Below are 26,278 nucleotides of genomic sequence, written 5' to 3' on the forward strand. Positions count from 1 at the left end.
TACTTTATGAAGACGTTTAGCCACTTCCTATCGAATCCAGTGGATTTATTTTCAAAATCCTCTAGCAATATTTTTTGAAAATGTCCCCTTGACTTTTCATAGTTGGTCTTTCACTTTATAAATAGGGTACAAATGTCATGTTTTGGCGTGAAATTTTTTCTTTTTTTTGGTACCCTTAAAAGATTAAGAGAGGAGAATTCTGGATAATGAATCGTAAATGGTTATTTTGGATTCCTGTATTACTATGGATGGGGCTGATTTTCTATTCTTCGGCACAACCATATAAAAAGCAGGATATGCGTTCAGATATTGAACAATATGTAAATGTTGAATTTGTGAAAGAGCATTTTTCATGGGTATCTATCGATTATGGTGGAGGAACCCCTGTTAGTATTGCGAATAAAGGTGTAGGCGGATTTATTGAGTTTTTCCTTCGTAAAGGTGCTCATTTTATGGTGTTCTTTATGCTAGGTTCATTGATTTATTACGCTTTTCATCGATCAGGTTATTCGAGGAAAAGATGTTTTATATATGCCCTTCTTTTCGTTGCGGGTTATGCAACATTTGATGAAATTCACCAATGGTTTACGGGAGACCGTACACCAATGTGGCAAGATTCATTGCTTGATACGTGCGGCGGGTTAACGGGGATTATAATAAGTAATTGGTTTTGGAATAGAAAAAAGCGCTAATCTCATTTCGAGATTAGCGCTTTTTTTGCGGGTAGTAAAACTCTACGTGATTGGCCTAATTAAAGTTTCACTTTATCCCGCATTAACGGGCAGTAAGATCCCCACCTCAAAATTCAGTGAAAGTAAAAAAGTTAGGTGGGGGACGGGTTGCCTGTAAAAGCCAGATTGGTGAGGGCTGATAATCAGTTGGAGATGAACAAAACCCCCACTGATTCAAGTTTCACTTTATACACCGAGTAATTCTTTTAGTTCGTCTGTTGATAGTTCAGTCATCCAACTATCGCTTGTGATGACTGCATTGTTTAGAGATTGTTTTCTTTCTAGCATTTCATCAATTTTTTCTTCTAATGTTCCTGTTGTAATGAGTTTGTGAACATGAACAAATCGTTTTTGACCAATGCGATATGCGCGGTCTGTTGCTTGATTTTCCACAGCTGGATTCCACCAACGATCGTAGTGAATGACATGGTTGGCAGCGGTTAAGTTTAATCCTGTTCCGCCAGCTTTTAAGGATAAGATGAAAATGTCATACGTTCCGTTTTGGAACTCCTCAATCATCTTGTCGCGATCTTTTTTCGGTACACTACCGTTTAAGAAGAGGACACGCTGGCCGAATTTTTCTTCTAGCACACGTTTTAGCATGTTCCCCATGCCGATATATTGAGTGAAGATGAGGCAACTTTCATTTTGATCTTTTATATTTTCTATGAGCTCCATTAACGTTTTTGTTTTCATAGAGCGTTCAACGACATTTTGTGGCTCTTCTTCTTTTAAATAAAGAGCTGGATGATTACAAATTTGTTTTAGCTTGTTCAGCATAAGTAATATAAAGCCGCGTCTTTCAATTCCACTTAATCCTTCGACATTTTGCAGTGTATCTTGAACAAGTTGTTCATATAAGGAAGCTTGTTCACCAGTAAGAGGACAGTAAGCTTTTTGTTCTTGTTTATCTGGTAAATTTAATGCGACTGTTTGATCTTTCTTCGTTCGGCGCAGTAAAAATGGTGAGATAAACCGTTGAACTTGCTGGATTTTTCCTTCATCACGATCTTTTTCAATTGGTGTGACGAAGCGGCGTTGGAATTGCCCTAAGCTTCCGAGATATCCATGATTAATAAAGTCGAAAATGGACCAAAGTTCAGCGAGGCGATTTTCCATCGGTGTACCAGTTAAAGCGATTTTGTGATTTGCTTGCAAGTTTCGTACTGCTTTCGACTGTTTCGTATGTGGGTTCTTAATATTTTGTGCTTCATCCAAAATAACAGCATCCCAGCATAATGAAGTTAGTTCTTCCTCATCGAGTTGAGCCAATGCATAAGATGTTAATACAACATCTGCTGATTGAAGGAAATCTTCAAAAGAATTGCCCTTATCTCTATTACTTCCGTAATGTAATTGAACACGTAAATTCGGTGTGAAACGCTCAAATTCTTTTTGCCAATTTCCAAGAACAGATGTCGGCGCTACGATTAATGCAGGGCCTGTTTTGAGATTGTTTTCTTTTATATATAGTAAGTAAGAGATTGTTTGAATACTTTTCCCGAGTCCCATATCGTCAGCTAGCAATGCTCCAAATCCAAGTTTTCGTAAATATAATAACCATTCAATGCCGTGTTGTTGATACGGGCGAAGTGTTGCGTTTAGTGAAGTAGGGACATCTACTTTTGGAATATCTCCAATATGAAGCAGCTTTTGGAATAGTTCCTCATAATATCCATCTAGTTCGATTTCAATATCAGTAAACGGACTATCATCTTCTACAATTTCTGTTTCAGCCGTATTTGATAAATGTTGCTGCAGGACATCTTTCATCTCTAGTCCGTATTTATCGGCACGGTTCATGAGTTTCCTTACTTCTTCGATAAAGGCTGGATCTAGTCGCATCCATTGACCGTTTATATTAAATAGACGTTTATTTTGTTCAACGAGTTCGAAAAATTCGCTTTCTGATAAATTAATGCCGTTCGTCGAAATGCGCCAATCAAAATTAACGAGCGTATTCATACCGAAGAACGATTGTGTTTGTGCTGTATTTTGCTTCAGCTGGACACGTAATTTCGGTTTTGTTGCTTTTAAATTTTGCCACCATGATGGTAGTAAAATTGTAATACCGGCTGCAAGTAATTCATTGCTTGCTTCTGTTAAGAAGTTCCAAGCTTCTGTTTCAAAGAGCTCATTTCGGAACGTATCTCCTTCTTTTAACCACGGTATGAGTTTACTAAAACCTTCTTGTGTTTCTGTAATCCGTTCTTCGTAATCGTGCCATCTTTTCGGTAAGGAATCGATGTTTTCATATACATATATGCGATGCGCCCCGCGCTTTGGTGTCACAATTGTTTCAAGCTTCCACATTTCAAATTCTTCTTGTGGTTCTTGTAGTCTTAGTCCGATTGTAAACGGAAGATCATCTTCAATATAACCAATTTTCCGAAGCCAATCTTCTTCATGTAGTGCTGTTTCCAGTTGTCTTTTCGTAAAGTCATAATGTTCATATAGTCTTTTAGCATCTTCCCAGCCGTCATTTGAGCGGTTGTCTTGTAATATGCTTTCATTTACTGCTGCTGAGAAAAGCGATGCTAATGTGTCATCTTCAATTGGTGTATTTTGAACTTTCCAAGATGGTTGTTTAGGCCAATGATTCATATCTGGTACGAAACTACCAGTCGTAAAGGCATCCCATAGTTCATTTGCATCTTTCGTAAGTGCTGTAATCGTGCCGTTTATTTGAATATGTGCAAAGGAATTCATCGGTTTGTTTGCAATGTATTCAAAGGCTTGTGCATTTGTTAGCAGCACACCTTGTTTTCCTTCGAAGGTTGCTTCTTTTAGAAACGTACCGTAGAAAGAAGTGGAGTGCCATGTGAATGCATTTCGTTTCCAACTTGTTACGGATAATGGAGTACCGCTGTCATCTTCTCCCCAAAGGAACCAACCTTGACTAACATGCTGGAGCCTAATTGTTACTTCAGTTTGATTGATCATCGATTAATTTTCCTTTCCGTAATTCCTCTTGTAGTGCACGCAGACGTGAATGGAGATTGGCGATGTGAATAATGAAAGCATCCCATTCATCGGTGCGTTTTAAGCGTTTATATAATGTGCGTAATTTCTTTAAGTAACGAACTGCACGTTTATATGATTTACGATTTCGTTCTTCAATCGCCTCTACAGCAGCAAGATGGTAAAGAGGAAGTGCCACTTCTGGCGCTTCTTTTTCAATATCTTTCAGTGGCTCTTTCAACAGTTCAATTGCCTCAAAACCATATAAGAGATGAAGCTCTGCCCATGTGCGATACTGTTTTTTCGCGAGTACGTACTGTTCGTAGTTTGTGAAACTATACGGTAATAGTTCTTGTAAAATCATTTCAAAACCAGCTTGTTCATTTGTATGTGTTGCGTATGTTTCATACATGATTACAAATAGCCGAACGATATCTTTTATGAAAATCGTATTTTCGTGATCTTGGATCGTTTTCTTTACTTGTTTATACGTAAAGGAAAGCCAGTTTTTTGCGCGATCCCATTGCATGGCACTTAATAGTTCTTCTAACCAATAGAAGTATAGACTCACAACAGAAGCAGGTTGTTTCTTTAGTAAGTCCATCGCTAGTAAATCTTCATCATTTAAAAAGAGAAGATGAGAAGACGCTAATGCTTTGGATAGTGGATTGATTTTCGTATCGATTCGTTTTTCTTCCTCTTGTATGTTCTCTTTATTGTTTAAAAGTTCACTCCATATGTGACGATAAATGAAAAATCGCTCTTGCGTATAAGCGTCGGTAGAGAAGAATACTTCATGAACGAGACGAGCTGTTTCTTGCAAAATTATTTCAGACTCTGAAGGAATCGCTTCTGATTGTAAGTCCCGAACGATGGATTCCACTTTATCTACAAATAGGCGAATGACATTAACAGGTTGGTGATAAGAATACGTTTTGTTTGCTTCGAATGCCTGAATTTCTTCTAATAATTTTTGAAAGCAGTAAATTGCTGCATGTAACCTGAATAATTCATGTATGGCGATGACGCGCGGAGCTTTCCGCTCAAGCTTCGTATAGAAATCTGTAAAGATACTCATAAGAAAATACATTTGTTTATAAGTAAGGCGAGCTTGTTCTTTTTTAAATGATTCATATTCTTTTTCAAAATATGATTCCCAACTTTTATAATCCGTTTCTTCAAAAGCTGATGATTGCAATACTTGTCTTGCAGTTCTAATAGGAGGAAGGGAAGGTTTCGTATTATTTTTAAATAAAGTTAATACATCTCCTACTTGCCCGAAACTAGACGCTGCAGATAGTAATACAGCGAGCATATGCTCACATTGTGTTGGTGCGAAGCAATCACAATAACTTTCAGCGACATTACGAATCGGAATATGAACGCTATATACGTTGCCTTCCGCATCTACAGTTCCTGACAGTGTATAACCATCAAAGTCAACGTTGTAGACAACACCACTACGATATAGGTGCCGAGCTGTAGCGACATGTTCCTGATCAGCTGTTTGCTGTGGATCTAGTCCTTGAACGAACTCATTCGCAATCATCATAATTTCATCTTTCGTAATTGAGTGTTGCAGCATAATATTCCTCCGTACACATATTTCTTTCCTTTACCATTATAAACAAAAAATGCTCAAAACAGAAAAAATGAAATTTGGATTACATAACTTGAAAATCATGGTAATATATAAAATGTTAATTTCATATATGAATATATACGTATAGGAGGAGAGATAATTTGTCAGATTTACAGACGAAGTTAGGTAGTGGAATGAATAAGTTACAAGAAGGAATAGAACAAGGGAAAATGAAGTTGCAAGTTGCACAAGAAATTGCTCAATTGAAAAAGGGAATGCAAGTGCAAATGCAGAAAAAAGCAGAGGTTCTATTAGAGGTTGGGCAGCAAGTGTATGTTCAATTAAGAGAAAGTGGAGTAAATGAAGCGAGCTTAAAAGAAATGATTGCTCCAGTTCAAGAATTTGATGTAGCTATTTATCAAGCAAGAAAGCGCATTGTTGAATTGCAAAAACAACAAGGTGAAAAAGCTACATGTGAATGTGGTGGACCTTTATCAATAAATGATAAGTTTTGTGGTTCGTGTGGAAAATCTAACCCGATGTTAGCGGTAGAAAATGAAGGTGAAACGGTAAATTGTATTTCATGTAATGAGCATATCGATAAAAACTCTACTTACTGTCCAGTTTGTGGAATTAAGCAAAGTGGGGAGTGAATTAAATGTATTGTCGCACATGTGGAAAACAACATGGTGAAGAAGTAAATTATTGCCCAAATGAAGGTAGTATGGAGATTGCAGGAGCTATAGATGCAGTAACATTAGAAAAAGATACTGCAAAATACTGCAAAGGTTGTGGCAGTGAAAATGCTCAAAAAAATTTATATTGTCAAAAGTGCGGGTATTCTTTATCTGTTGTGAAGAAAAAAGAACAATCTGTAAAATTGCCTACAATGGATGGTGCTCCTAAGGTTGAATTTAAAGCAGATAAAGCCGTGTTACAAAAAGGTTTTATTGGTGGGGCTGTTGCAAGTATTCTCATGTTAATTGCTGGTTGGATTGGTAGTTTATTATTTGCTTCTATGTTAAGTGAGATGTTTAGCAAATTTGCGAAAGAATTAGAAATGTTGCCAAGTTTTTATTCGAGTGCAACTTCTACGATGTTAAGTTACCATTTACTTGGTTTTACAGCTAACGATGATAGTGGATTGATATTTTCTTTATCTTGGCATACTCCATTTACATTATTATTAATCATTCCATTTATTATTTTCGCTGGTACAGGAATTTGGTTAGGGAAACAGCATGTTGCGAAAACGATTAAAGATCAAATCTTTATGGCAGCAACAGTTGGTATTATTTATGGCGTCTTTTTATTCATTATAAGTTTTATAGCATCACAATCTTTTGCAATTCCATTCTCAGAAGCAGGTAAGATTACGGTTGGCTATTCAGCGATTAAGAGTTTATTGAGTGGTTTTGTATGTGGGACATTATTTACCTTATTAGGATTTATTGCTCATACAAGCAAAAACAATATGGCAGTAGCATTTCAAGAGTTAATGCCATATGGAGCGTCTGTGTATTACGGTGTTTCAGCTATGATAAAAGGACTTTTAGTAACAGCGGTAGCGGTTTGTATTATGGCGTTAGTAAGTAAGGAAGACGGTATTGAACCATTAAAAGAAATAACAACTTTAAAATCTGAAAGTACATTATTAGCATTAGAGTTAACACCTCAATTATGGAGTATGGCTCATTTTGCGCCGTTAGAAGTATCAAGTCCAGCACTTAGTAAAGAATTTACTAGAATTGGTAAGAAATCAAATACATATGAGAGCACGCTATCGTTTTCATTTATATCAGGCGTCTCTGTAAATGGCGTAGAGCTTAGGGAGATATTGATTTCAAAAGGAGCAAATGAGGAAAGCCTTGCAGAATTCGATAAAGTGAATAATGTATTCCATTATGGTTTATTACTGCTTATTATTCCATTGTTCTTTATGTTTAGAGCGGGAAGAAAGTTAGCTAAATTACCGACCGCCAATATATATATTACATTAGCGGTATGCAGTGGTTCTTACACAATTATGATGATTGTAATGAATATAATTTCTAAGTTCCAAATTAATGTTTCAGGAACGGTAACAGGTTTATTTGGAACAAGTGGAACGGTATTATCTATGCAAAATTCATTTATATATTTAACTTTGTTTAGCTTGATTGTGACATATGTAGCAGCATTTGCTGGAATGAAATTAGCTAAAAAATAGGAGGAGAGCACGTTGAAGTTTTGTGGAACATGTAAAAAGAATGTTGCAGACCATTTGAACTTTTGTCCGGAGTGTGGGAGTAAAGTAGAAGTAATCGTTGATAACACTGCTGCTTCATATACAGAATTACAAAGCGAGACAAAATCAGTGAAAAGTAAGAAAAATTTATTTTTGATCATTGGTTTTGCTGTTATTGCTGCATTATTATTTGGGGCATATAAGTTTTCAAAAGAAAAGCAAGTAAATGTAATGATTGAAGCATTCCAAAAGAAAGATATTAATACAATTGATGAGTTTGTAAAAGCGAATGATTCAAGCTTAAAGATTAAGACAGAGGATATTAAAGCGTACATGCGTTATTTAAAAGAGAATCCTTCTTACAACAAACAATTACTGTCTTATTTACAGAAGGAGACAGTAGATCAAAAGTTAACTAAAGATAAATCTTCATTTAAGGACGGGGAAATAGTAGAAGAGGGAAAAGAATGGTTCTTATATCCAAAGTATAAGTTTAGCATGAAATCTTATTATATGAGCATTAGTACAACTGCAAAAAATGCAGAGATATATGTGAATGACAAAAAAGAAACAGAGCTTTCTAGTGATAAAACTTCGAAAGAGTTGGGGCCATACTTCCCAGGTACATATGTTGTAAAGGCAACGGCGAAGACAGAACTGACTGAATTAGAAACAGAGAAAGAAGTAGATCTAGCGGATGAACAGAGCGAGAAGGTGAAAGTGGATTTATCGCTTGAAGGCAAGTATGTAAGCATTTCTTCTGATGAAAGTGATGCAACTGTATTTGTGAACGGGAAAAAACGTGGAAAATTAAATTATGGAAGTTATAAGCTTGGTCCTGTATCCACAGATGAAACAGTAGAAGTACATTTAGAGAAAACTACTGATTTTGGTGTGATGAAATCTGAAAGTGTTAAAATTGGAGACCAAAGCACGTATTACTTAAAATTCCCGAAAGAAACATCAAGTTCAGCGGTGGGCGAATTTGTAAGAAATCATATTTATGATAACGTACGTGCAATTTCATTAAATGATTTTAGTTTAATTGAAAATAATTATGATAAGAGCGGGAAATCGTATAAGGAAGACCGTGATTATATACAGTATTTACACAAAAAAGGAATTACAGAAGACTTATTAACGATGGAAGTTCGTAATGTAGAGCGTCAAAGTGATACGAAATATAAAGTAACGACATATGAAGAGTATCATATTCGTTACGGTGATGGATCTGTGAAGTTCAAAAGTTTTAATAACGAACATATTGTAACTGTGAATGGAAATGGAAAGATGCTGTATCATTCTCTTGGTGCAAATAATACGTTGAAATCAGAAGATGTATCTGGTCCAACTCGTTAATATGAGAGAAGCTGTTCAATATTTGAACAGCTTCTTTTTTGTAGCTAAATCGATATTTCGTGTCGAACCGTTGATATATTTTTTTACAATTATGAGTGTGTTTCCTTTAATATTTCTTGTACATATGGATCATGTAATATTTGCTCTATAATTGGTAACATGTTTTGTTCAAATGGAATGTCGATAGGAAATGGCTTTTGAGAGCCTGGTTTTATTCCATATTGCACAATTTTGTAATGTGTATTGTTTTCAGACTTGAGCACAATTAACTTATAGCGGTTATCATCGCCAGCGAGTGAAAAATCAATAGAAGTAGCGTTATATGTCACTTCATCTTTATATATGTACGGTTTTGGCGTACCAATCCAGTCTACTTTTGCTTGTACATTCATGGGCATAGCCTCCTTATATGTATTATAAATAAATACAAGCCAGCTCTCAATAAAGAGAACCGGCTTGTAATTTAGCAGTTATTGGTTATTTTAAAATTTTCACTTTAACAGTTTTGCGTCCCCATTTTTGAGCAGCGCTATCTGATCCAAGTAAGATATCGATACGGTTACCTTTAATTGCACCACCAGTATCTCCAGCGATAGCTTCTCCGTAACCTTCTACCCATACTTTAGATCCTAATGGGATTACTTTCGGGTCAACAGCGATCATTTTCATGTTTGGATTCGCAGTTAAATCATGACCCATTGCAGTTAATACACGGCCGCCATATGTGCCACCGTTTTCGCTCGGGTGAGCTGTATATGCTGTAGCTACAACTGTTAACTCACGACCACCAGATGGTTCGCTAGTTTCAGCAGCTTTCACAGCAGGCTTAGCAGCTGGTTTTGCTTGTGCTACAGGTGTTTGAGCCTTAGCTGGTGCTTCAGCTTTAGCGGGAGCCGTTGTTTCTTGTTTCTCAATTACAGGTGCTGTACCTGTTAAGAAAGGAACATGAACATAAGCTGTTTTCCCGTTATATTCAAATTGTAACCACTCATTTTGTACTTGGTTCGTTGTTTCGATTACATCGTCTTTCTTCAACTTTCCAAGAACCTCTGAGTTTGTGTTCGCTTCAGCACGTACGTTTAATACGTTAGCTGTTACGTAGTAGATGCTTTTTGTGAACTCTGCACTTACGAATGCGTCTTTACCGTCTAAAGTAACTTTTGACCATCCGTTCTCTGTATTTTGTACATCTATTTTATTACCGTTTAGTAATTTACCGACAACTTTTGATTCCGTAGTAGGGTTTTCGCGTACGTTTAGTACATCTGTTGTTACAACAGTTTCTGCATTAGCAGATGATGTGAAAATCCCAAGACCAAAAACTGCTGCTGTTGCTATACCAATTAATTTTTTCATGATAGCCTCCATTGCGTTTGTTTTCGTGTCCTCATTATAGCAACAGATTTTTTCGGATTTGGGGAAAACACACAATTACAAACCATTCGTAATAAGTCGTTAATATCCTGTAATATAACAAAAAATATAGGAAAGCGTTTTTCATTCTATATGAATCATAGGTTTCTAGTTATATTCAAAATATTTAATACAACATGTTTTTTTCGACGTAAATAAAAATGTTGCAGTAATGTTACATGATGTTTACTAAACGATTACATTCCTTGAGTATTTTACCGTTTTATGGGTAATATAGTTATATAAACATAAACATTTTGTTTGTGAAGCTATAAACACGTGCTATATACTAGCAAAAAAACCGCATAATTGTTACAAAACGAAAGGGTTGCAAGGAAGAAATTTGCCCTTTTTTACATATGTAACACATCCTTTTTTAGGAAAATACATTCCTATCCGCGTTTTTCTCACACAATTTGACAGCAGTATTTCTAACTTGTAGCTCTTGCAGAGTGAAAAGGTTATACGAAAGGTAAGGCTGTCCATAAGAATTCGAATTGGTGAAGGTGAAAGTAAGAAAATCACCGCAAAATTATAGTTTTCTATCCGATTTTACATATCGGAATTTATGTTATTTACAAAAGCGAAACCTACGAAGGGGGATTTGATGAGGAAACTGACAAAAACATTCATCGTTTCATTAACATTATGTATTGCATTTACAATTTGGGGGATTATTCCCGAATCTATTATTGGAAAAGGTAGTTTAGGAAATGTAACAACCGCAATTCAAACTGCATTAGTTAGTAAGTTCGGCTGGTTTTATATTATTTCCGTTTCTATTATTTTAGGTGTGTCTATCTTTTTAATTGTTTCGAAATACGGTTCTATTCGTTTAGGTAAAGATGATGACGAACCTGATTATAGTTATATGACATGGTTTGCTATGCTATTTAGTGCTGGTATGGGTATCGGGTTAGTTTTCTGGGGCGTTGCCGAACCATTAAACCATTTATACGCACCTCCGTTTGGAGAAGGTGCAACTGAGGAAAGTGCGCGTCTTGCACTGCGTTTTTCATTTTTCCATTGGGGATTACATCCTTGGGGACTATATGCGTTTGTAGCGTTATGTATTGCTTACTTTACCTTTAGAAAAGGAAAAGCAAGTACGATTAGTGCGACAGTAGGTCCGTTATTTAAGGGCGGGGAACACGGGCGTATTGCTCATTCATTTGATGTGTTAGCTGTTTTTGCAACTGTGTTTGGTGTTGCAACGTCATTAGGTCTCGGTGCAAAACAAATTGCAGGTGGTGTTAGCTATTTAACATCTATCCCAAATTCATTAACGACACAGTTAGTTATTATTGCAATCGTAACAGTATTATTTATGTTATCTGCGCAAACAGGTCTTGATAAAGGAATTAAATATTTAAGTAATACGAACATTATTTTTGCGTTTGCACTTATGATTATTGTATTATTTGCGGGTCCAACAAACTTTATTATGAATTACTTCACTTCAACAATCGGTTCTTACATTCAGGAATTACCAAGCATGAGCTTCCGTTTAAGTCCATTAGACGAAGGTGGAAACCAATGGATTCAATCGTGGACAATTTTCTATTGGGCATGGTGGATTGCGTGGTCACCATTCGTAGGTACGTTTATTGCTCGTGTTTCACGAGGCCGTACAATTCGTGAGTTTGTTATCGGTGTGTTACTCGTACCGACCGTAATTGGTGCACTGTGGTTCTCCGTTTTCGGCGGAACAGGTATTCATATGGAGCTGTTTGGTGATGCACATATCTTCGAAAAAGTGAAAGAGATGGGAACAGAAGTAGGATTATTCGCTATGTTCGATCAGATGGGCAGCTTTGGATCAGCTTTATCAGTTTTAGGTATTTTACTTATTGCAACATTCTTTATTACATCTGCAGACTCTGCAACATTCGTTTTAGGGATGTTAACGACACATGGTAGTTTAAACCCACCAAATCGTATTAAAATGATTTGGGGTATCGTTCTAGCCGCGATAGCTTCTACGCTATTATATATTGGCGGATTAGAAGCATTACAAACGGCAGCTATCATTGCAGCATTCCCGTTCGTCTTTGTTATTTTCTTTATGATGGCAGCATTATTTAAAGAGTTACAAAAAGAAGGACGTATGAAGCGTCATTATTAATAGAAGGAAAAGAGCTGATTTCATATCAGCTCTTTTTTTATCCCTCTATTTGCTGAGCAGTAAGAACCCCACCTCAAAATTCAGCAAAAGCAAATAAATCGAGCTACTTGTAAAAGCCCGATTGGTGATGGCTAATGAAAGTTTCACTTTATATAGAAGGAATTTAAAATGCAGGTAGGGGAAATAAAATACTTTACCATATAAGTAGTATGCCTTTTATACGAAGAAAAAACGATAGGTTTCGACAATATTCGATCCCTTACGAATTCTATTCATATTTTTGACAAAAAATTGTCGGAAATGTGTTGTCACGTTTATATATATGTGCTATATTATTTCCTGTAAGCGATTTCAAATAGTTTTAAAGCGCATTCAAGGGGGACATCTAGAATAATGAAACGTTACGAAAGAAAGTGGAAGCATATTTGTTTGAAACGTGTGGCACATCGTAGTGTCCAAGAAAGCACGGAACCTAAGACTGAAACGCGCAAAGAACAGCAAGAGAAGCAATTGGTTCTACAAAAATAGCAATCACTTTTTCGTATATAAATGAAGGTCGATCGTTCGTTGGGGGATGGACGTGAAATTACTTTCAGCTAAGGGGTATTGTCTGATATATAATTTATACGGCAATAAATAAGCACAGAGCATACGGCGCTCTGTGCTTATTTTTATTATTTATCTTTTTTAAATCGAACTGTTTTATCCCAGCCAATGACTTGTTTCTTGCTCTTTGCACGTAAGTATAAGATTAAGCTACGAATAAATAAGTACGTAAAGAGCTGTGCGTACGTAAAGTACATAATAACGCTAATAAAAATATTAGTCGGTGTAAAGGTTCGTTCGACACTCTGGGCACTAAATAATTGAGAAACATATGTAATATATGCGACATACCACATAAATAGTAGCGGAATGCTATATTGAATTTGGAATATCCCGAGTAGCCCAATTACAAACCAAACGTTCGAAATGATTAGGAATAGCCAAAATACAACATACACTAGAACTTGTTGTAAGGAATGAACAAGCAGCTTTCCTTTAAAGAAACTTAATGATGAGAACATTTTTTCTAAAATATATAAATTTCCTTGGAGCCAACGTGTACGTTGTTTAATAAGAATTTTTAAATGCTCTGGTTCTTGTTCCCAAGTAACTGATTCTGGGACGATTGGTAAGAGATAACCTTTTTGTGTAATTCGTAATGTTAATTCAGCATCTTCTGCAATTGCGTAAGGGTCATAGCCACCAAGCTCTTCTAGTGCGGAGCGACGAAGAAGCATGTTTGTTCCTGTCAGCGAGCCCGTTTGGAATAGTAACCAGCGTCCAGATTGCATAAGGAGCTGGAAGATTTGGAATTCTAGCGAAATCATTCGCGTTAACCAGTTTCTTTTTTCGTTTACTGTACGAACGTGTCCAACAGCTCCAACAGCATCTTCAGTTGTTTCAGCGTGTTCTACAAGCATTCGCAGTGCGTGTGGTTCAGGTTGGTTATCTGCATCGTAAACACAGAAGTACTCACCATCTGAAATACTAAGCCCATAGTTTAGTACACGTGATTTACCCTTCGGTTCACCGGGAGGAACACGAATATGACGAATATGAGCATAAGCTTTGTCGAAATCATCTCCGATTTCAGGTGTTTCATCTTGAGAGTTATCATTTAATAAATAAATAGTTAGCTTTCCTGGATATTCAATCTTTGCCATCGCCTCTAAAGTATCTTTAATAACGACGCCTTCATTATGGGCAGGTATGAAAATATCGACGCTCGGATAATGTTCTAGCGTACGATCTTTTCGTTTACTATTTCGGTGAATTAAGCCCGCGATTGTTAAGAAAGAGTAGTAAACGAGTAAGCCAGAGAATAGAAAGGCCGTAAAAATAAGTACATATTTAATTGAAAATGTGATACTAATCCAAAAAACGAGTACGCAAAACAGAAGGAATAAAAGAAGTATAACGAGAGTCATCATAACAGTGTCTGTCCTTTGTTTCCAATTTGCTCGCGTGAAATTTTTATATCTTTGATTGCTTCAGCAGCAAGCCATTGCTCCATTTTTGGTTTTAGGCGGTTCATTACAATGTCAGCACCAGCTTCATTTGTGTTTTGTAATAAAATAACTAGCGTATTATTATCATATTCAGCAGCAAGGTCAAAATCATTCCTTACTGTTTCAACTAATAAAGAAGCTACACGGTTCATAACACTTTCCTTCGTATATTTACTAAAGGAAGTGAAATCAAAGTAAATGATAACGCCTGTTTCATTACGACGATTCATTGCAGTCGTTAATAACGCTTGGCGTCTCTCGAATTCTTGTCTTGTTAGTAATTTGGATTCTCCAATATATTGTTCCAATGTTCTCACACGCTCAGTTAAAGCTTTATTTTCATGAATCACTTTTTTCAATAGGTGAGTTGTTATATATACAATGAAGAAGTTAGCTGCCATCAGGAAGTGGGTAATCATATATTGCCATTGATCTGATGTACTCCATAAGTGAAGCCATGCTTGATAGAACAAATAAAATACGGAAATAATGGTTCCTAGTATGAAGAAAACAAATGCTGTTTTGTCAGCTAAAAATAAGAATAGTACATTTACGATTACGTATATTATTGTAAAAATGAGAGCATGCTCATATTTCGTCACATATACAGTAGTAAAATAAAATACAATTTGTAAAATCCACATAGAGAGGATTTTATAGAACTTATCTTTCACAAAACTTTCCTCCTTAAAGCTATTTCATCAATAGATACTTGTAGTATGCGCAATTATTAAGAAATTGACCATGTCGTTAAACTCTTTTGAAGGGCAACAACAAGTAGTATCTCTATTTTCATAAGAAAAATAAAAAGACTTAAACATTATTGTATCATAATGTGCTTATATTTAGGATAAATTGATTAATAGATACATAAAAGATGTTTGGATTGCATGAAAAAAGTCTCCTCTTGTAGAAAGAGAAGACTCTATATAAGTTTATAGGAACATCATACCTGCAACTGCTGCGTTTAAGAAGTTCGCTAATGTACCAGCGATAACTGCTTTAATCCCTAATTGTGCAATTTGTTTACGGCGAGTAGGAGCTAACGTTCCTGTTACACCTAATTGAATTGCGATAGAAGAGAAGTTTGCAAATCCACAGATTGCAAATGTTAAAATTAGATTTGTTTTGTCAGAGAACTCTGCCATGTGTGGTCCTAAGTTTGCGTATGCAACGAATTCGTTGATTGCAAGTTTTTGACCGATAAAGCTTGCTGCTTGTATCGCTTCACCAGGAGAAACCCCGATTAAGATTGCGAATGGTGATAATAAGTAACCAAAGATTAAATCAAGACTAAGTTTAATATCGAACAGAGAACCAACCCATCCTAATAATCCATTTAATAAAGCGATTAATGCGATGAAAGCCATTAACATTGCTGCTACGTTAATAACAAGTTGCATACCTTCAGATGCGCCGCGTGCAGCTGCATCAATAACATTTGCGTCTTCACGTTCTGTAGAAAGTTCAACGTTATTATCTACTTTTTCTGTCTCTGGCATGATTAGTTTCGCAATTAATAAGCTCGATGGAGCCGCCATAATTGCAGCTGCTAATAAGTGCTCTAACGGAATACCCATTGCTGCATAACCGACAAGAACGGATCCAGCAACAGCTGTCATACCGCTTACCATAATAGTGAAGAATTCACTATTTGTTAAGCGTGCTAAGTAAGGTTTAATTAAAATTGGAGCTTCAGTTTGTCCTAAAAATACAGTCGTTACTGAGTTTAGGCTTTCTGCTTTAGAAGTTCCAAGAAGTTTACTTAATGCACCACCAACGATGCTAACAAATTTCTGCATAATACCGAAATAATATAAGATTGCTACTAATGAACTAATAAATACGATTGGAAGTAGTGCTTGAATAAAGAATACAAATCCCCAAGGTCCCTTTGCGTTGACTAAATCCCCAGTAACGAACTTAATTCCCTCGTAAGAAAAATTAATTAATCCTTGAACACCGTCAGCAGCGTGTTTTAAACCTGCTTTACCAGCATCCCATCGTAATACGATAAATGAAAATGACATTTGTAATGCTAGCGCGATTAAAATTGTGCGCCAATTAATAGCTTTGCGGTTGGAAGATAGTAGAAAAGCAATTGCTAATACTCCAATCACGCCGCCAATTCCCCATAAAAGATTCATGCAGTGTATGCTCCTTCCTCATAGTAAAAACAGTGTATAAACCAGTTGTCTATACGTTTGCGAATATAACATCTTTAGTAACTTATCATAATGGACATCGGAGGTCAAACGTCTAATGAAAAGTTTAAATAAAAAGAAAATTCTTCAAAAAAACACATATAAAATAAATAGACATGAAATAGGTTATGTTTTTTATGAAAATATATACATTATGATAACGTTATGCATTGTTTTTGTAGAATAAAGTGTATGAAATGGAAGAATGGATACATTATTTTTATAGAGGGAAGCTAGGGGAAAGGGAGTAATGTGTTGAAATCGTACAAAAAAGCCTTCTAGTAAACTAGAAGGCTTTGAAACTATTAATTAAGGTGCTTTCGTGTATCCTAAGAAGTGGCTCTTCCAATAAGAGTTACTTAATGAAGCGATTGCTACACCTTTATCTCCAGCTTGGATAAATGATCCGCCCCCAAGGTAAATACCCATGTGAGAAGGACCAGATTTATAAGTGTTTTGGAAATAAATTAAGTCACCAGGTTGTGGACTTGAAGTTTGTGGTAGGCTACTCCAATATCCTGCAACACTTTGGCGGCTAATGTTATGACCAAATTTCTTAAATACGTGGTAGATGTAGCCACTGCAGTCTACGCCGTTAGCAGAAGTTCCGCCCCAAACGTACGGTACACCTTGCATTGATTTTGCATATGCAAGTACGGAAGAACTGTCGCCGCTATTGTTGCCTGTATTATTATTGTTGCTATTGTTTTGATTGTTATTTTGGTTATTGTTAGGCTTATTATCTACTGCGCCTCCAACTGGTGTTTTAGACAGGTAACGTGTTCCGATATAACCAGTTTGACCGTTGTAGTTAATTTTGCTCCATCCAGAGTTTTCAGAGATTACTTGAACCTTCTGTCCTTGTGGAAGTGCGCCTATGATTCTATAATTTGTACCTTCGCCGCTACGTACATTTAGTGCAGAAGCATTAATATAGTAGTCGCCAATTGCACCTTGGTTAGGTTTTTCAGGTTGTTTTGGTTGCTCAGGAGTAGTAGTGCCACCTTTAACGAATTTTACAAATTCGCTACTAACAAAGCCTGTTTTTCCTTGGTAATTTACTTTAAACCAACCGTTTTCAGAGCCAACTACGTTTAATGTTGTACCATTTAAAACGCCACCAATTACACTATGGTAAGCGGCAGGGCCTGTACGAACACGTAGAGATGTAGCGTTAACCACGTAAGAACCACCAGTTTGAATAGTTCCATTATTATTGTTTTGCTCTTGTTTGTTGCCTTCTGTAACGTTTTCGTTAGAACCGCCTTTTGTTACATAGTCTTTGCTTACATAAGCAGTTTGTCCTGCGTAATTGATTTTGAACCAATCTTGAACTTCTCCAACAACTTGTACTACTTGTCCTTTTGTCACAGAACCTACAGTTGTGTGAGAAGTGCTAGGACCTGTACGAACGCGAAGGGAAGATACATTTACTGTATAGTTTCCGCTTGCTGGTTTTACTTCTTGGTTGTTATTATTCGTATTGTTGTTTGAAGAACCTGCATTAGAAGAAACGCCAGATACGAATTCGCTACTTACGTAACCTACTTGTCCATTATGGTTAATTTTCACCCAACCATTTTCTTGTCCAATTACGTTTAATGTTTGTCCTTCATATACACGTCCAGAAACAGAACTAGATGTGTTAGGAGCTGTACGTACACGTAATACATCAGCAGTAACTTTATTGTTTCCACCTGTGCTTACATTGTTGTTTGCTGCGCCACTTTTTGATACAAATTCGCCACTAACAAAGCCTGTTTGTCCATTAATGTTAATTTTGAACCAACCGTTTTCTTCGCCAATCACGTTTAGTGATTGACCGTTATAAACGCGTGAGATGATGTCGTGAGAAGTGCTTGATCCCGCACGAACATGTAATACGCTCGCGTTTACCTTATAAGATGAGCTGTTTGATGCAGAAGCTTGGACAGTTGTAGCAGCTTTTTGTGTATTTTGTTCAGGTGCAGCTTGAACACTATCAAGTGTAGGTGCTGCTCCTCCTGCTACAGACACTGCCGCAAGACCGGCAAGATACTTTTTCATAATTTGTCGATTCCTTTCTGTCTGTAATGTAGTGAAGAAATATTTACCAACTGTTAAAAATTCTAAAGAGCATGTCGATTACTGTCAAGACTTATATAGGAATCTGAATATGACAAAAAGATTACAAGAAAAAAATCAAGGCATAAAATTACACCTTGATTTCCATTTAAATGCATATATTGAATATGAAAGGACAGAAATTATTCGTGTTTAAGAAGATGCCATATTGGATTGTAATAAGATTTGATTAAAAGATTTTTGCAGTTTTTTGGTGATAGGCCCAACTTGCCCATCTTGAATCGCGGTCCCATCAAGGTGGGTCATTGGCAAAATTTCAATCGTTGTGCCTGTAAAAAAGCATTCATCTGCTTGATAAACGTCACGAACGCTGAAAAGTTCTTCCTGCACAGGAATGTGAAGAGTATTCGCTAAAGAAAGGACATATTGACGAATAATGCCATTTAAAATAAGGTGATTGGCTGGATGTGTGTAAAGCGTTCCGTTTTTAATTAAAAAGAAGTTGGAATGGCTTCCTTCCGTTACAATACCGTTCCTTACGAGAAGTGCCTCTTTACAGCCTTTCCGTTCAGCTTTCGTAGCAGCTAGTACGTTTGGTAATAAATTTAATGATTTAATGTCACAGCGTAGCCATCGAGTATCGGGTTCTGATATAGCGCGTATACCATATTCAATCCATAAAGCTGGTCGTTCTTTTTTTGTAATATAGGCATAAATTGTCGGAGGGTTGTCATATGAAAATACATGTGTGCGAGCTTGTACACCACGAGATACTTGCAAATAAATGGTGCCATCTTCGTGGAAATGGTTTCGTTCAATTAATTTGTAAAGTAAAGTGATGAGCTCAGCTTTTGAGAAAGGGAGCGATAATTCTACTTCTTCCATGGATCGATATAATCTCGTTATGTGCGGATCTAATAAATGAAAGTTCCCTTTATATAGGCGAATAACCTCATAGACACCATCTCCGAACTGCGAACCTCTCTCTTCAAGTTCTATGTACGTTTGTTGTTTTGTTGTATCAATAACTTCATCATTCCAAAGTACAAATTTTTCGTATGCCAATTTCCGTCCCATCCTTTCGTAAGTACGTAAGTAACGTGAAACTTTCATTCATGCGAGATAAAAATCACTATAGTAATTTTTATGTGAGCAATTCTCTACATATGACCATATATGTATTTGTAAATCATAGAGAAATAAGGATGATCTACCCCGCATTAACGGCAGTAAAGCCCCTACTTACAAATTCGGGTAGAGCAAAGAAGTGAAGTGGGCGAATCACTGCCCGTAAATGCCCGATTGATGAGGGCTGATTAAAGTTTCACTTTACAGCATTTTGTATATACAAATTCGAAAATAAGAAATGAGAATCCTGCTTTTAAATAAAAAAAAGCAACATTCTTATGGAATGCTGCACAAGGAGGGTAGCTATCTTTCATAGGGACATTGTCTCGTTGAATGCTTTGTGTATGGAAACAAAACAAGTTGAAAGACAATTATAAGAAAGTAGAAACAAAAGATTTACAAATTTCTTTAAGGGATCTTACGAAAGATGAGAGATAAGAAATATGTAGAACCTCGTTTATATATTTTATTATAGAGATTCTTCATTAACACTATGTGAATATTTGGTAAAGGTTATGTAATTTTAAAGTTAATGAATATAAGTAGTTGTATGGAAGAAAATAAAAAAGAGGCTGAGATTACTCAGCGCTCTTCTTTTCTTCTTTAATAACTGTTTTTACTTCACCAGTTTTGATCTTATTACTTTCAGAGAAGCGAAGTAAGTCACCTTCAATGATTTTATCAGACATGTTCAATTCATTTTGGGCACGATCAATTAGTGGCTGGGATTCTTCTTTCGGTAATTGTACAACTTCGCCAGTAGCACGGTCATAGAATGTACTGTTTGTGTACATGTATTTATCTGTAACGAAGCTACCGTCACGAAGAACAACAAATCCTTTATTATCAGGTGAGAATACATCATGACCGAATCGAACGTCATTTGTAGAATCTACACCAAGTAAGTTTAGAATAGTTGGTTTAATGTCAATTTCACCAGTTGGTTTCGAAATTGTTTTACCTTCTTTTTGACCTGGAACGTGAATAAACATCGGTGTTTTTTGTAAGTTCATATGGTCAAATGCAGTGATTTCTTCTTTTCCTAAGAACTGTGCCATTGCACGGTTATGGTTTTCAGAAATACCGTAGTGGTCACCGTAGAATACGATTACTGAGTTGTCGTAAATACCTTCTGCTTTTAGACGCTCAATAAAGTGTTTCATTGCTTCGTCTAAGTAACGAGCAGTTACCATGTAACGGTCAAATACTCCATCACCAGAATTGTATTCATCGATTAATTTTGTACTGTCATCGTAAGTGAATGGGTAATGATTCGTTAAAGTAAGGAAGCGAGTATAGAATGGTTGCTTCACTTGTTTTAACATATCAATAGATTGATCGAAGTACTCGATATCTTTTAATCCCCAGTTTAATTTTGTTTCTGGCGTAATCTTGTAGTCAAGCTCGTTGTAGTAACGATCATAACCAAGTGCTGGATACATAATGTTACGGTTCCAGAATGTTGCGTTGTTTGCGTGGAATACCGACGTGTGATACCCTTGCTGACGTAAAATTTCTGGAGTTGCTGTATATTCATTGTTACCGTGTGTGAAGAATACAGCACCGCGGTCTAGTGGATATAACGAAGTATCTACTAGGAATTCAGCATCAGATGTTTTACCTTGACCAGTTTGATGGAAGAAGTTATCAAAGTAATAACTTTCTTTCGTAAATTGGTTTAAGAATGGTGTAACTTCTTGTCCATTAACTGTTGCACCAATTAAGAATGTTTGTAATGACTCAAGAGAGACAACAATTACGTTTTTCCCTTTTGCAGTACCGAACATATTTGGATCTGGTTTACTTTGTGTTGTTTTTACGTAGTTTTCTGTTTCTTGTAATTTACTACCGTCAGCGAACGCTTTTTGTGAACTTGATTTTGCTTGTAAGCCAAGATCGTATACTTGATGTACATATAATCCTAAGTTTTTAACAAGCATAACGCGGTCGAATGAACGTGTTAATAGTTCTGGGCGTTCAGCTTCTGCAAGTCCTAAGTTTGCGAAGAAAATAGCAACTGTTGATACGAAGTATAGAGAACGCATCGGGCGTGCTACACGCTCTGTAGGTGCAAAGTTCTTCATTTTCTTTAATAGAACGAAGAAAACGATAATGTCTGCAAATGCAAGAATAATTTTGTAGTTAAATAATTCTTTCACACTAGAACCTAAACTTCCGAAGTTAGATGTTTGTCCTAGCACCGGTAATGTAACGAAGTCATTGTAGAATCCGTAGAACATTACGTTACCAACAAGAACGATTGTTAAGACAAAATTAATTCCAAGTGCTATATAGTTACGTTTTTTCCCTTTTGCAAATAATGCAAGACCAACAAGCAGTAATGATGCTGCTAATGGGCTAAGGAATAAAATGAATTCTTGCATGAAAGATTCAAGTTTTAAATCAAAGCTTGTGCGTGTAATAAGGTAAGTTTTCAGCCATAAGGCTAAAGCTACGAATACAGTGAAACGCACATTTTGAAATTGTGATTTCAAGGTTTCTTTCATTCATTTCCACCCTTTCTCTATCAGGCTTGGTCGATTTTGGAGCGAAAAATGCTAAAATAAAAAATACATAGTTTTCTTGGCCATAATTAAAGGTTCTATATTCACCCATATACGACTATAACTATGCATACCCTTTTGGTTTCTTTTGTTGCTCATAAGCATAACGTCATTTCTGTATTATACAACAAAATTCATTTCTGAGAAACACTATAACATTTTACATTTTTTGTATAAGATTTGTCACTACCAGAGAAAACTTTAACATTCGTTTATATGTCCGTCAACTAGAAAATATAACAAAGGTAGAGCAGAATGTTAAGTGGAAGTGAAAATTTTCTTTGTTGAGAAATAAGAAATGAATATGGGTAAGGGTTATCTAGAAATCTATTATATGAAGGAAATAGTGTGAAAATTAACGAACACTTGTTCTTTTTTGGTTTGTTTGTTACAATAAAAGTTCATTGATAGGTTTTGTGTAATTTCCATGAACTTTTACTGATAACATATTGTAGCTTATTTCTTTTTAAAAATAGGGAGGCTTTTTACATGAAACAAAAATTTTCAGTTGAAGCGTTTTGGAAGAAAGTAAAACATGTTGCAAAGCGAGCAGGGCAATCTGTCATTTATGCAAGTTTATTACTGTTTTACGTTTTGCAAAGACCCGATGTTCCAAAACGAGTGAAAATTATTGTAATTGGAGCACTTGCTTATTTTATTGCACCGATTGATGCGATTCCAGATTTCATTGCTGGAATTGGCTATACGGATGATTTGGGGGCGTTAACGGCCGCACTAATACAGGTGTCGTTATACGTCAATGAAGATGTGAAAGATAAGGCACGAGTGAAGTTGGCAGAATGGTTTGGTTCGGATATAGACACAACATTTATCGATCAGAAATTAGGTCAATAGGTGAAACCTGTCATAAGGTGACAGGACGAACGTAAGCGAGGAAGTGCATTATGCCATCAGGAAGAACGCATACGAAAATAAACTTAATATCCCTTCCGGTTGTTTTGTTTTTGCTCTTTTCGTATGGATTAACAAATTTTGATTTTTTATTAACTTTTGCGATTGGTTTTTTAGTAGGTACTTCATTTTTAACACCAGATTTAGATACGTACAGTAATGCTTATAACAAATGGGGTTTCTTACGTATATTTTGGTATCCTTATAAGAAAGTAATGCCGCATCGATCTTTCTTTACACATACGATTATACTTGGTGATGTAATTCGTATTGCGTACATGTTAATCGTCTTTTCTCCATTTTTATTTCTATTAAATGTAATCGCACTGGATGGTAATTTAATAGAAATTGCGAAGAAACATGAGGTTGAAATTGTAACATTCTTAATGGGAATTGTTGTGGCAAGTACGCTCCACATTATAGCGGATAAAGTGAATACGCGCCGAAAGAAAATGATGAGAAAAAAGAAGAAACGCAGAAGATAAAGTGAACGAATCGGGAAAAGGACCCTTGCAATTTGCAAGGGTCCTTTTTTAAACAAACGTTTGTTTAAAATTAAGCTTTCAGTACTTTAATTCCTTTTACAATGTTCCAGATGAAGTAGTATAAGCTGATGATTCCGCAAATAGCTAAGACAATCATTGATCCAATTCCAAGTGTTACATCTGGTTGGTCAGATCCAAGACCCATAATTCCTAAAATGGCTAGGCCGATAAATGTAGCGATACTTGGAATGATGTGTGTCCATAGAGCACGTTTTGCATGTGGCTTTGTTTCAGCGTCCCCCACAATCCAAACGATAATTGGGAATAAGATAGGGGCAAATAGTACACTAAAGTATGATAACGCAGCTAATATTTTATTTCCGTTCATATATATCACCTCATAAATAATTTCTGTTGTTATACTATTATTATGCAATAATTTTGGCAAACTTCCTATCGATGAACATTACAAGAACGTGACGATTTTGTAAGATTTTCTGTTAAATAATAAAATTTTCAAAAAAATCTTTTTTAATAGAAATTGTTATGGTACAGTATAAATGAAAGTTGTTGAAAACGTTTTCTTAAACGTTTTTTATTTTTAGGCTTAAAGGTATGATGACCTGATAGTCTATTGGTGAGGTTATTCTATTTAAAAGGGGATTCTTTAGGGGGGTAACTAACTGTTACGATTTATTTAACCAATTATAACCAAAGTTAATTAAATATATCAGTAAGCCCTGCTAGTCAAGTGATTGGCTAGTAGTGAGGGTTAACTGCGGGCAATCCCTAAAGCTGATTGAACTACAACGTGACCAGAAATGGTGAGCGTGAATGTCGCGAAAGCAGAAAAAATCAATCAGATCGTGCAAGGTTAAATCCTAAACACTAGAACAATGGGTCTTCCGCCTCGAATCATCTAAGTCAAAATGGATAAGATGAACGTTCAACGACTATCTCGTATAACTGACGAGAGTACATCACAAGCCTATGGTGGTGGAAAAATCCTCTATCTCTAAAGAGATAAACATATAGTCTGCGCTCATGTGAAAATATGAGAAGTTCATAAGAGAACTGGCTAAGGAATTGCGCCCTTAGTTGAACGAGATAAATTTAATTAAATCTATCAAACCTCATTGAATCCATAGAACGTATGTGCTACATTGGATTTAATGAGCTAAGAATAATAATGAAATTTTCACGAGTTAGTCAAGTATCGGAATTAACAGGTTTGTATCCTGGTAGTCTCAGGAGAATGCTGGTGGAACACGCTACGATTCAGAAGAACAAATCTTTCATTAAAGGAGTTACATTCTGATGATATTGGCGAAGAAAGTCAGACTGATTCCAACGCCTGAGCAAGAACAAGTGCTTAGAAACCATGCTGGTGCTGCAAGATTTGCTTATAACTATTGTAAAAGAATGAGTGATAGATACTATAAGCTATTTGGAAAATCTGTTTCACAGTTAGCTTTACAGAAACGATTTACAAAGATCAAGAAGCGAAAGAGATATGAGTGGTTAAAAGACATTAATGCACAAGTTCCCAAACAGGCTTCAAAAGATTTTGATACGGCGAGAAAACATTCGTTCAAAAAGTACAAAAATGGTTATCACACTTCTTATAAATCCAAAAAAGATTTAATCCAAGGATTTTATGCCAATTATGAAAGACTGGTTATAGGAAAGAAAGTCGTTCATATTCAGTCTATTGGAGAAGTGAAAACAAGCCAACAACTACCAAGAAATAAAAAACCATCCAATCCACGAGTTACCTTTGATGGTCGTCACTGGTGGATTAGTGTAGGGTTCCAAGAAGACTTTGAATCACAAGAACTAACGAATGAGTCGATTGGTGTGGATGTTGGTTTAAAAGAACTTTTTGTAGCTTCTAATGGTATGAAAGAACGAAATATAAACAAAGATGCTAAGGTTAAAAAACTTTTGAAAAGGAAAAAGTCAGCGCAAAGAGATATGTCTAGGAGATTTAAAAAAGGTGTGAAAATTCAGTCTGCCGGATATGAAAAAGCGAAAGCTGAGCACCTGCGGTTATCTAGGAAAATTATGAATATCCGAAATAACCATATCCATCAAGCAACAGCTAAATTGGTGAAAACCAAACCAATGAGGATTGTTGTGGAAGACTTATCTATTTCAAACCTGTTAAAAAACAAAAAACTATCGAAGGCACTTTCCTTTCAAAAATTAAACTTCTTCTTTCAATGTTTGTCATACAAGTGCGAGAAGTACGGCATTGCGTATGAAAAAGCTGATAAATGGTTCGCCTCAAGCAAGATTTGTTCATGTTGCGGAGTAAAATACGACCATTCAGTTCAACCAGAAGGACAATGGAGTATAAAAATACGTGAGTGGTGTTGTGTTTCATGCAATAGCCATCACGATAGAGATTTGAATGCTGCGATAAATTTATCAAGATGGGTAAAATAAATGCTTGATAATAGGAGGTAA

Annotated in this window: 20 protein-coding genes; 9 read left to right on the forward strand and 11 right to left on the reverse strand. The window is 36.0% G+C overall.

Features of this window, described 5'->3' with window-relative positions; all coding sequences use genetic code 11:
* The first annotated feature begins 206 nt into the window (after positions 1-206).
* Entirely contained in the window at positions 207-692 is a 486-nt protein-coding gene (locus tag ACS2CR_RS22370) for a VanZ family protein (protein ID WP_001080708.1), read from the forward strand.
* 225 nt (positions 693-917) lie between these two features.
* Here ACS2CR_RS22370 and ACS2CR_RS22375 read toward each other — a convergent pair whose 3' ends face one another.
* Positions 918-3,674 carry a DEAD/DEAH box helicase gene (locus tag ACS2CR_RS22375; RefSeq protein ID WP_153602645.1) on the reverse strand — a complete coding sequence of 919 codons (2,757 nt, stop codon included), beginning with the start codon at positions 3,672-3,674 and terminating at the stop codon, positions 918-920.
* Positions 3,658-5,277 (reverse strand): SWIM zinc finger family protein, encoded by a 1,620-nt coding sequence (locus ACS2CR_RS22380; protein ID WP_000939133.1) that lies wholly within the window; start codon positions 5,275-5,277, stop codon positions 3,658-3,660. The genes ACS2CR_RS22375 and ACS2CR_RS22380 overlap by 17 nt, the downstream gene beginning before the upstream one ends.
* A 158-nt stretch (positions 5,278-5,435) precedes the next feature.
* Here ACS2CR_RS22380 and ACS2CR_RS22385 point away from each other — a divergent pair, with 158 nt between their 5' ends.
* From ACS2CR_RS22385 to ACS2CR_RS22395, 3 genes are read left to right on the forward strand one after another with little or no spacing between them, the layout of a single operon-like run.
* A complete protein-coding gene (locus ACS2CR_RS22385) occupies positions 5,436-5,927 on the forward strand; it encodes a zinc ribbon domain-containing protein (protein ID WP_053513778.1) in 492 nt (163 codons plus the stop codon).
* A gap of 5 nt (positions 5,928-5,932) precedes the next feature.
* Positions 5,933-7,483, forward strand: a complete 1,551-nt coding sequence (locus ACS2CR_RS22390; protein ID WP_053513780.1) for a zinc ribbon domain-containing protein — start codon at positions 5,933-5,935, stop codon at positions 7,481-7,483.
* Between the two features lie 12 nt (positions 7,484-7,495).
* The gene (locus tag ACS2CR_RS22395; protein ID WP_153602646.1) at positions 7,496-8,860 is read left to right on the forward strand and encodes a zinc ribbon domain-containing protein; all 1,365 of its coding nucleotides are present in this window, start codon (positions 7,496-7,498) and stop codon (positions 8,858-8,860) included.
* 89 nt (positions 8,861-8,949) lie between these two features.
* On the opposite strand, the gene ACS2CR_RS22400 is transcribed toward ACS2CR_RS22395, so the two are convergent.
* Entirely contained in the window at positions 8,950-9,252 is a 303-nt protein-coding gene (locus ACS2CR_RS22400) for a DUF3910 family protein (protein ID WP_001102540.1), read from the reverse strand.
* An 85-nt stretch (positions 9,253-9,337) separates the two neighbouring features.
* The gene (locus ACS2CR_RS22405; protein WP_000733346.1) at positions 9,338-10,216 is read right to left on the reverse strand and encodes a cell wall-binding protein EntA; all 879 of its coding nucleotides are present in this window, start codon (positions 10,214-10,216) and stop codon (positions 9,338-9,340) included.
* A gap of 664 nt (positions 10,217-10,880) precedes the next feature.
* On the opposite strand from ACS2CR_RS22405, the gene opuD reads away from it, so the two are divergent.
* Together opuD and ACS2CR_RS22415 are read left to right on the forward strand one after the other, a co-directional pair.
* Positions 10,881-12,398 carry a glycine betaine transporter OpuD gene (gene opuD / locus ACS2CR_RS22410; protein ID WP_001230118.1) on the forward strand — a complete coding sequence of 506 codons (1,518 nt, stop codon included), beginning with the start codon at positions 10,881-10,883 and terminating at the stop codon, positions 12,396-12,398.
* 393 nt (positions 12,399-12,791) lie between these two features.
* Positions 12,792-12,926 carry a hypothetical protein gene (locus ACS2CR_RS22415; RefSeq protein WP_000833067.1) on the forward strand — a complete coding sequence of 45 codons (135 nt, stop codon included), beginning with the start codon at positions 12,792-12,794 and terminating at the stop codon, positions 12,924-12,926.
* Positions 12,927-13,072: 146 nt separating this feature from the next.
* Here the strand turns inward: ACS2CR_RS22415 and ACS2CR_RS22420 are convergent, their stop codons facing one another.
* The 6 genes from ACS2CR_RS22420 to ACS2CR_RS22445 form a co-directional block, all read right to left on the reverse strand.
* Positions 13,073-14,374 (reverse strand): glycosyltransferase family 2 protein, encoded by a 1,302-nt coding sequence (locus tag ACS2CR_RS22420; protein WP_000988751.1) that lies wholly within the window; start codon positions 14,372-14,374, stop codon positions 13,073-13,075.
* Positions 14,371-15,126 carry a diguanylate cyclase domain-containing protein gene (locus tag ACS2CR_RS22425; RefSeq protein WP_053513786.1) on the reverse strand — a complete coding sequence of 252 codons (756 nt, stop codon included), beginning with the start codon at positions 15,124-15,126 and terminating at the stop codon, positions 14,371-14,373. Before ACS2CR_RS22425 ends, ACS2CR_RS22420 begins: the two co-directional genes overlap by 4 nt.
* 261 nt (positions 15,127-15,387) lie before the next feature.
* The gene (locus ACS2CR_RS22430) at positions 15,388-16,599 is read right to left on the reverse strand and encodes a NupC/NupG family nucleoside CNT transporter (protein ID WP_001051029.1); all 1,212 of its coding nucleotides are present in this window, start codon (positions 16,597-16,599) and stop codon (positions 15,388-15,390) included.
* A 366-nt stretch (positions 16,600-16,965) separates the two neighbouring features.
* The gene (locus ACS2CR_RS22435; protein ID WP_053513788.1) at positions 16,966-18,702 is read right to left on the reverse strand and encodes a C40 family peptidase; all 1,737 of its coding nucleotides are present in this window, start codon (positions 18,700-18,702) and stop codon (positions 16,966-16,968) included.
* A gap of 210 nt (positions 18,703-18,912) precedes the next feature.
* Positions 18,913-19,797 (reverse strand): D-amino-acid transaminase, encoded by an 885-nt coding sequence (locus ACS2CR_RS22440; RefSeq protein ID WP_074595267.1) that lies wholly within the window; start codon positions 19,795-19,797, stop codon positions 18,913-18,915.
* Positions 19,798-20,426: 629 nt separating this feature from the next.
* Complete coding sequence (locus ACS2CR_RS22445; protein WP_000665358.1) at positions 20,427-22,355, reverse strand: LTA synthase family protein; 1,929 nt, start codon at positions 22,353-22,355, stop codon at positions 20,427-20,429.
* 546 nt (positions 22,356-22,901) lie between these two features.
* Here ACS2CR_RS22445 and ACS2CR_RS22450 point away from each other — a divergent pair.
* Positions 22,902-23,267, forward strand: coding sequence for a YkvA family protein (locus ACS2CR_RS22450; RefSeq protein ID WP_053513790.1), 366 nt, complete (start codon positions 22,902-22,904; stop codon positions 23,265-23,267).
* A gap of 50 nt (positions 23,268-23,317) precedes the next feature.
* The gene (locus ACS2CR_RS22455) at positions 23,318-23,809 is read left to right on the forward strand and encodes a metal-binding protein (protein WP_001139059.1); all 492 of its coding nucleotides are present in this window, start codon (positions 23,318-23,320) and stop codon (positions 23,807-23,809) included.
* A 70-nt stretch (positions 23,810-23,879) separates the two neighbouring features.
* Here the strand turns inward: ACS2CR_RS22455 and ACS2CR_RS22460 are convergent, their stop codons facing one another.
* Positions 23,880-24,197, reverse strand: coding sequence for a DUF4870 domain-containing protein (locus tag ACS2CR_RS22460; protein ID WP_016110981.1), 318 nt, complete (start codon positions 24,195-24,197; stop codon positions 23,880-23,882).
* 929 nt (positions 24,198-25,126) lie between these two features.
* Here ACS2CR_RS22460 and ACS2CR_RS22465 point away from each other — a divergent pair.
* Complete coding sequence (locus ACS2CR_RS22465) at positions 25,127-26,257, forward strand: RNA-guided endonuclease InsQ/TnpB family protein (protein ID WP_000599348.1); 1,131 nt, start codon at positions 25,127-25,129, stop codon at positions 26,255-26,257.
* Positions 26,258-26,278: the final 21 nt, after the last annotated feature.

Source organism: Bacillus cereus group sp. BceL291 (genome assembly GCF_051776705.1).
Taxonomy (GTDB): Bacteria; Bacillota; Bacilli; order Bacillales; family Bacillaceae_G; genus Bacillus_A; species Bacillus_A cereus.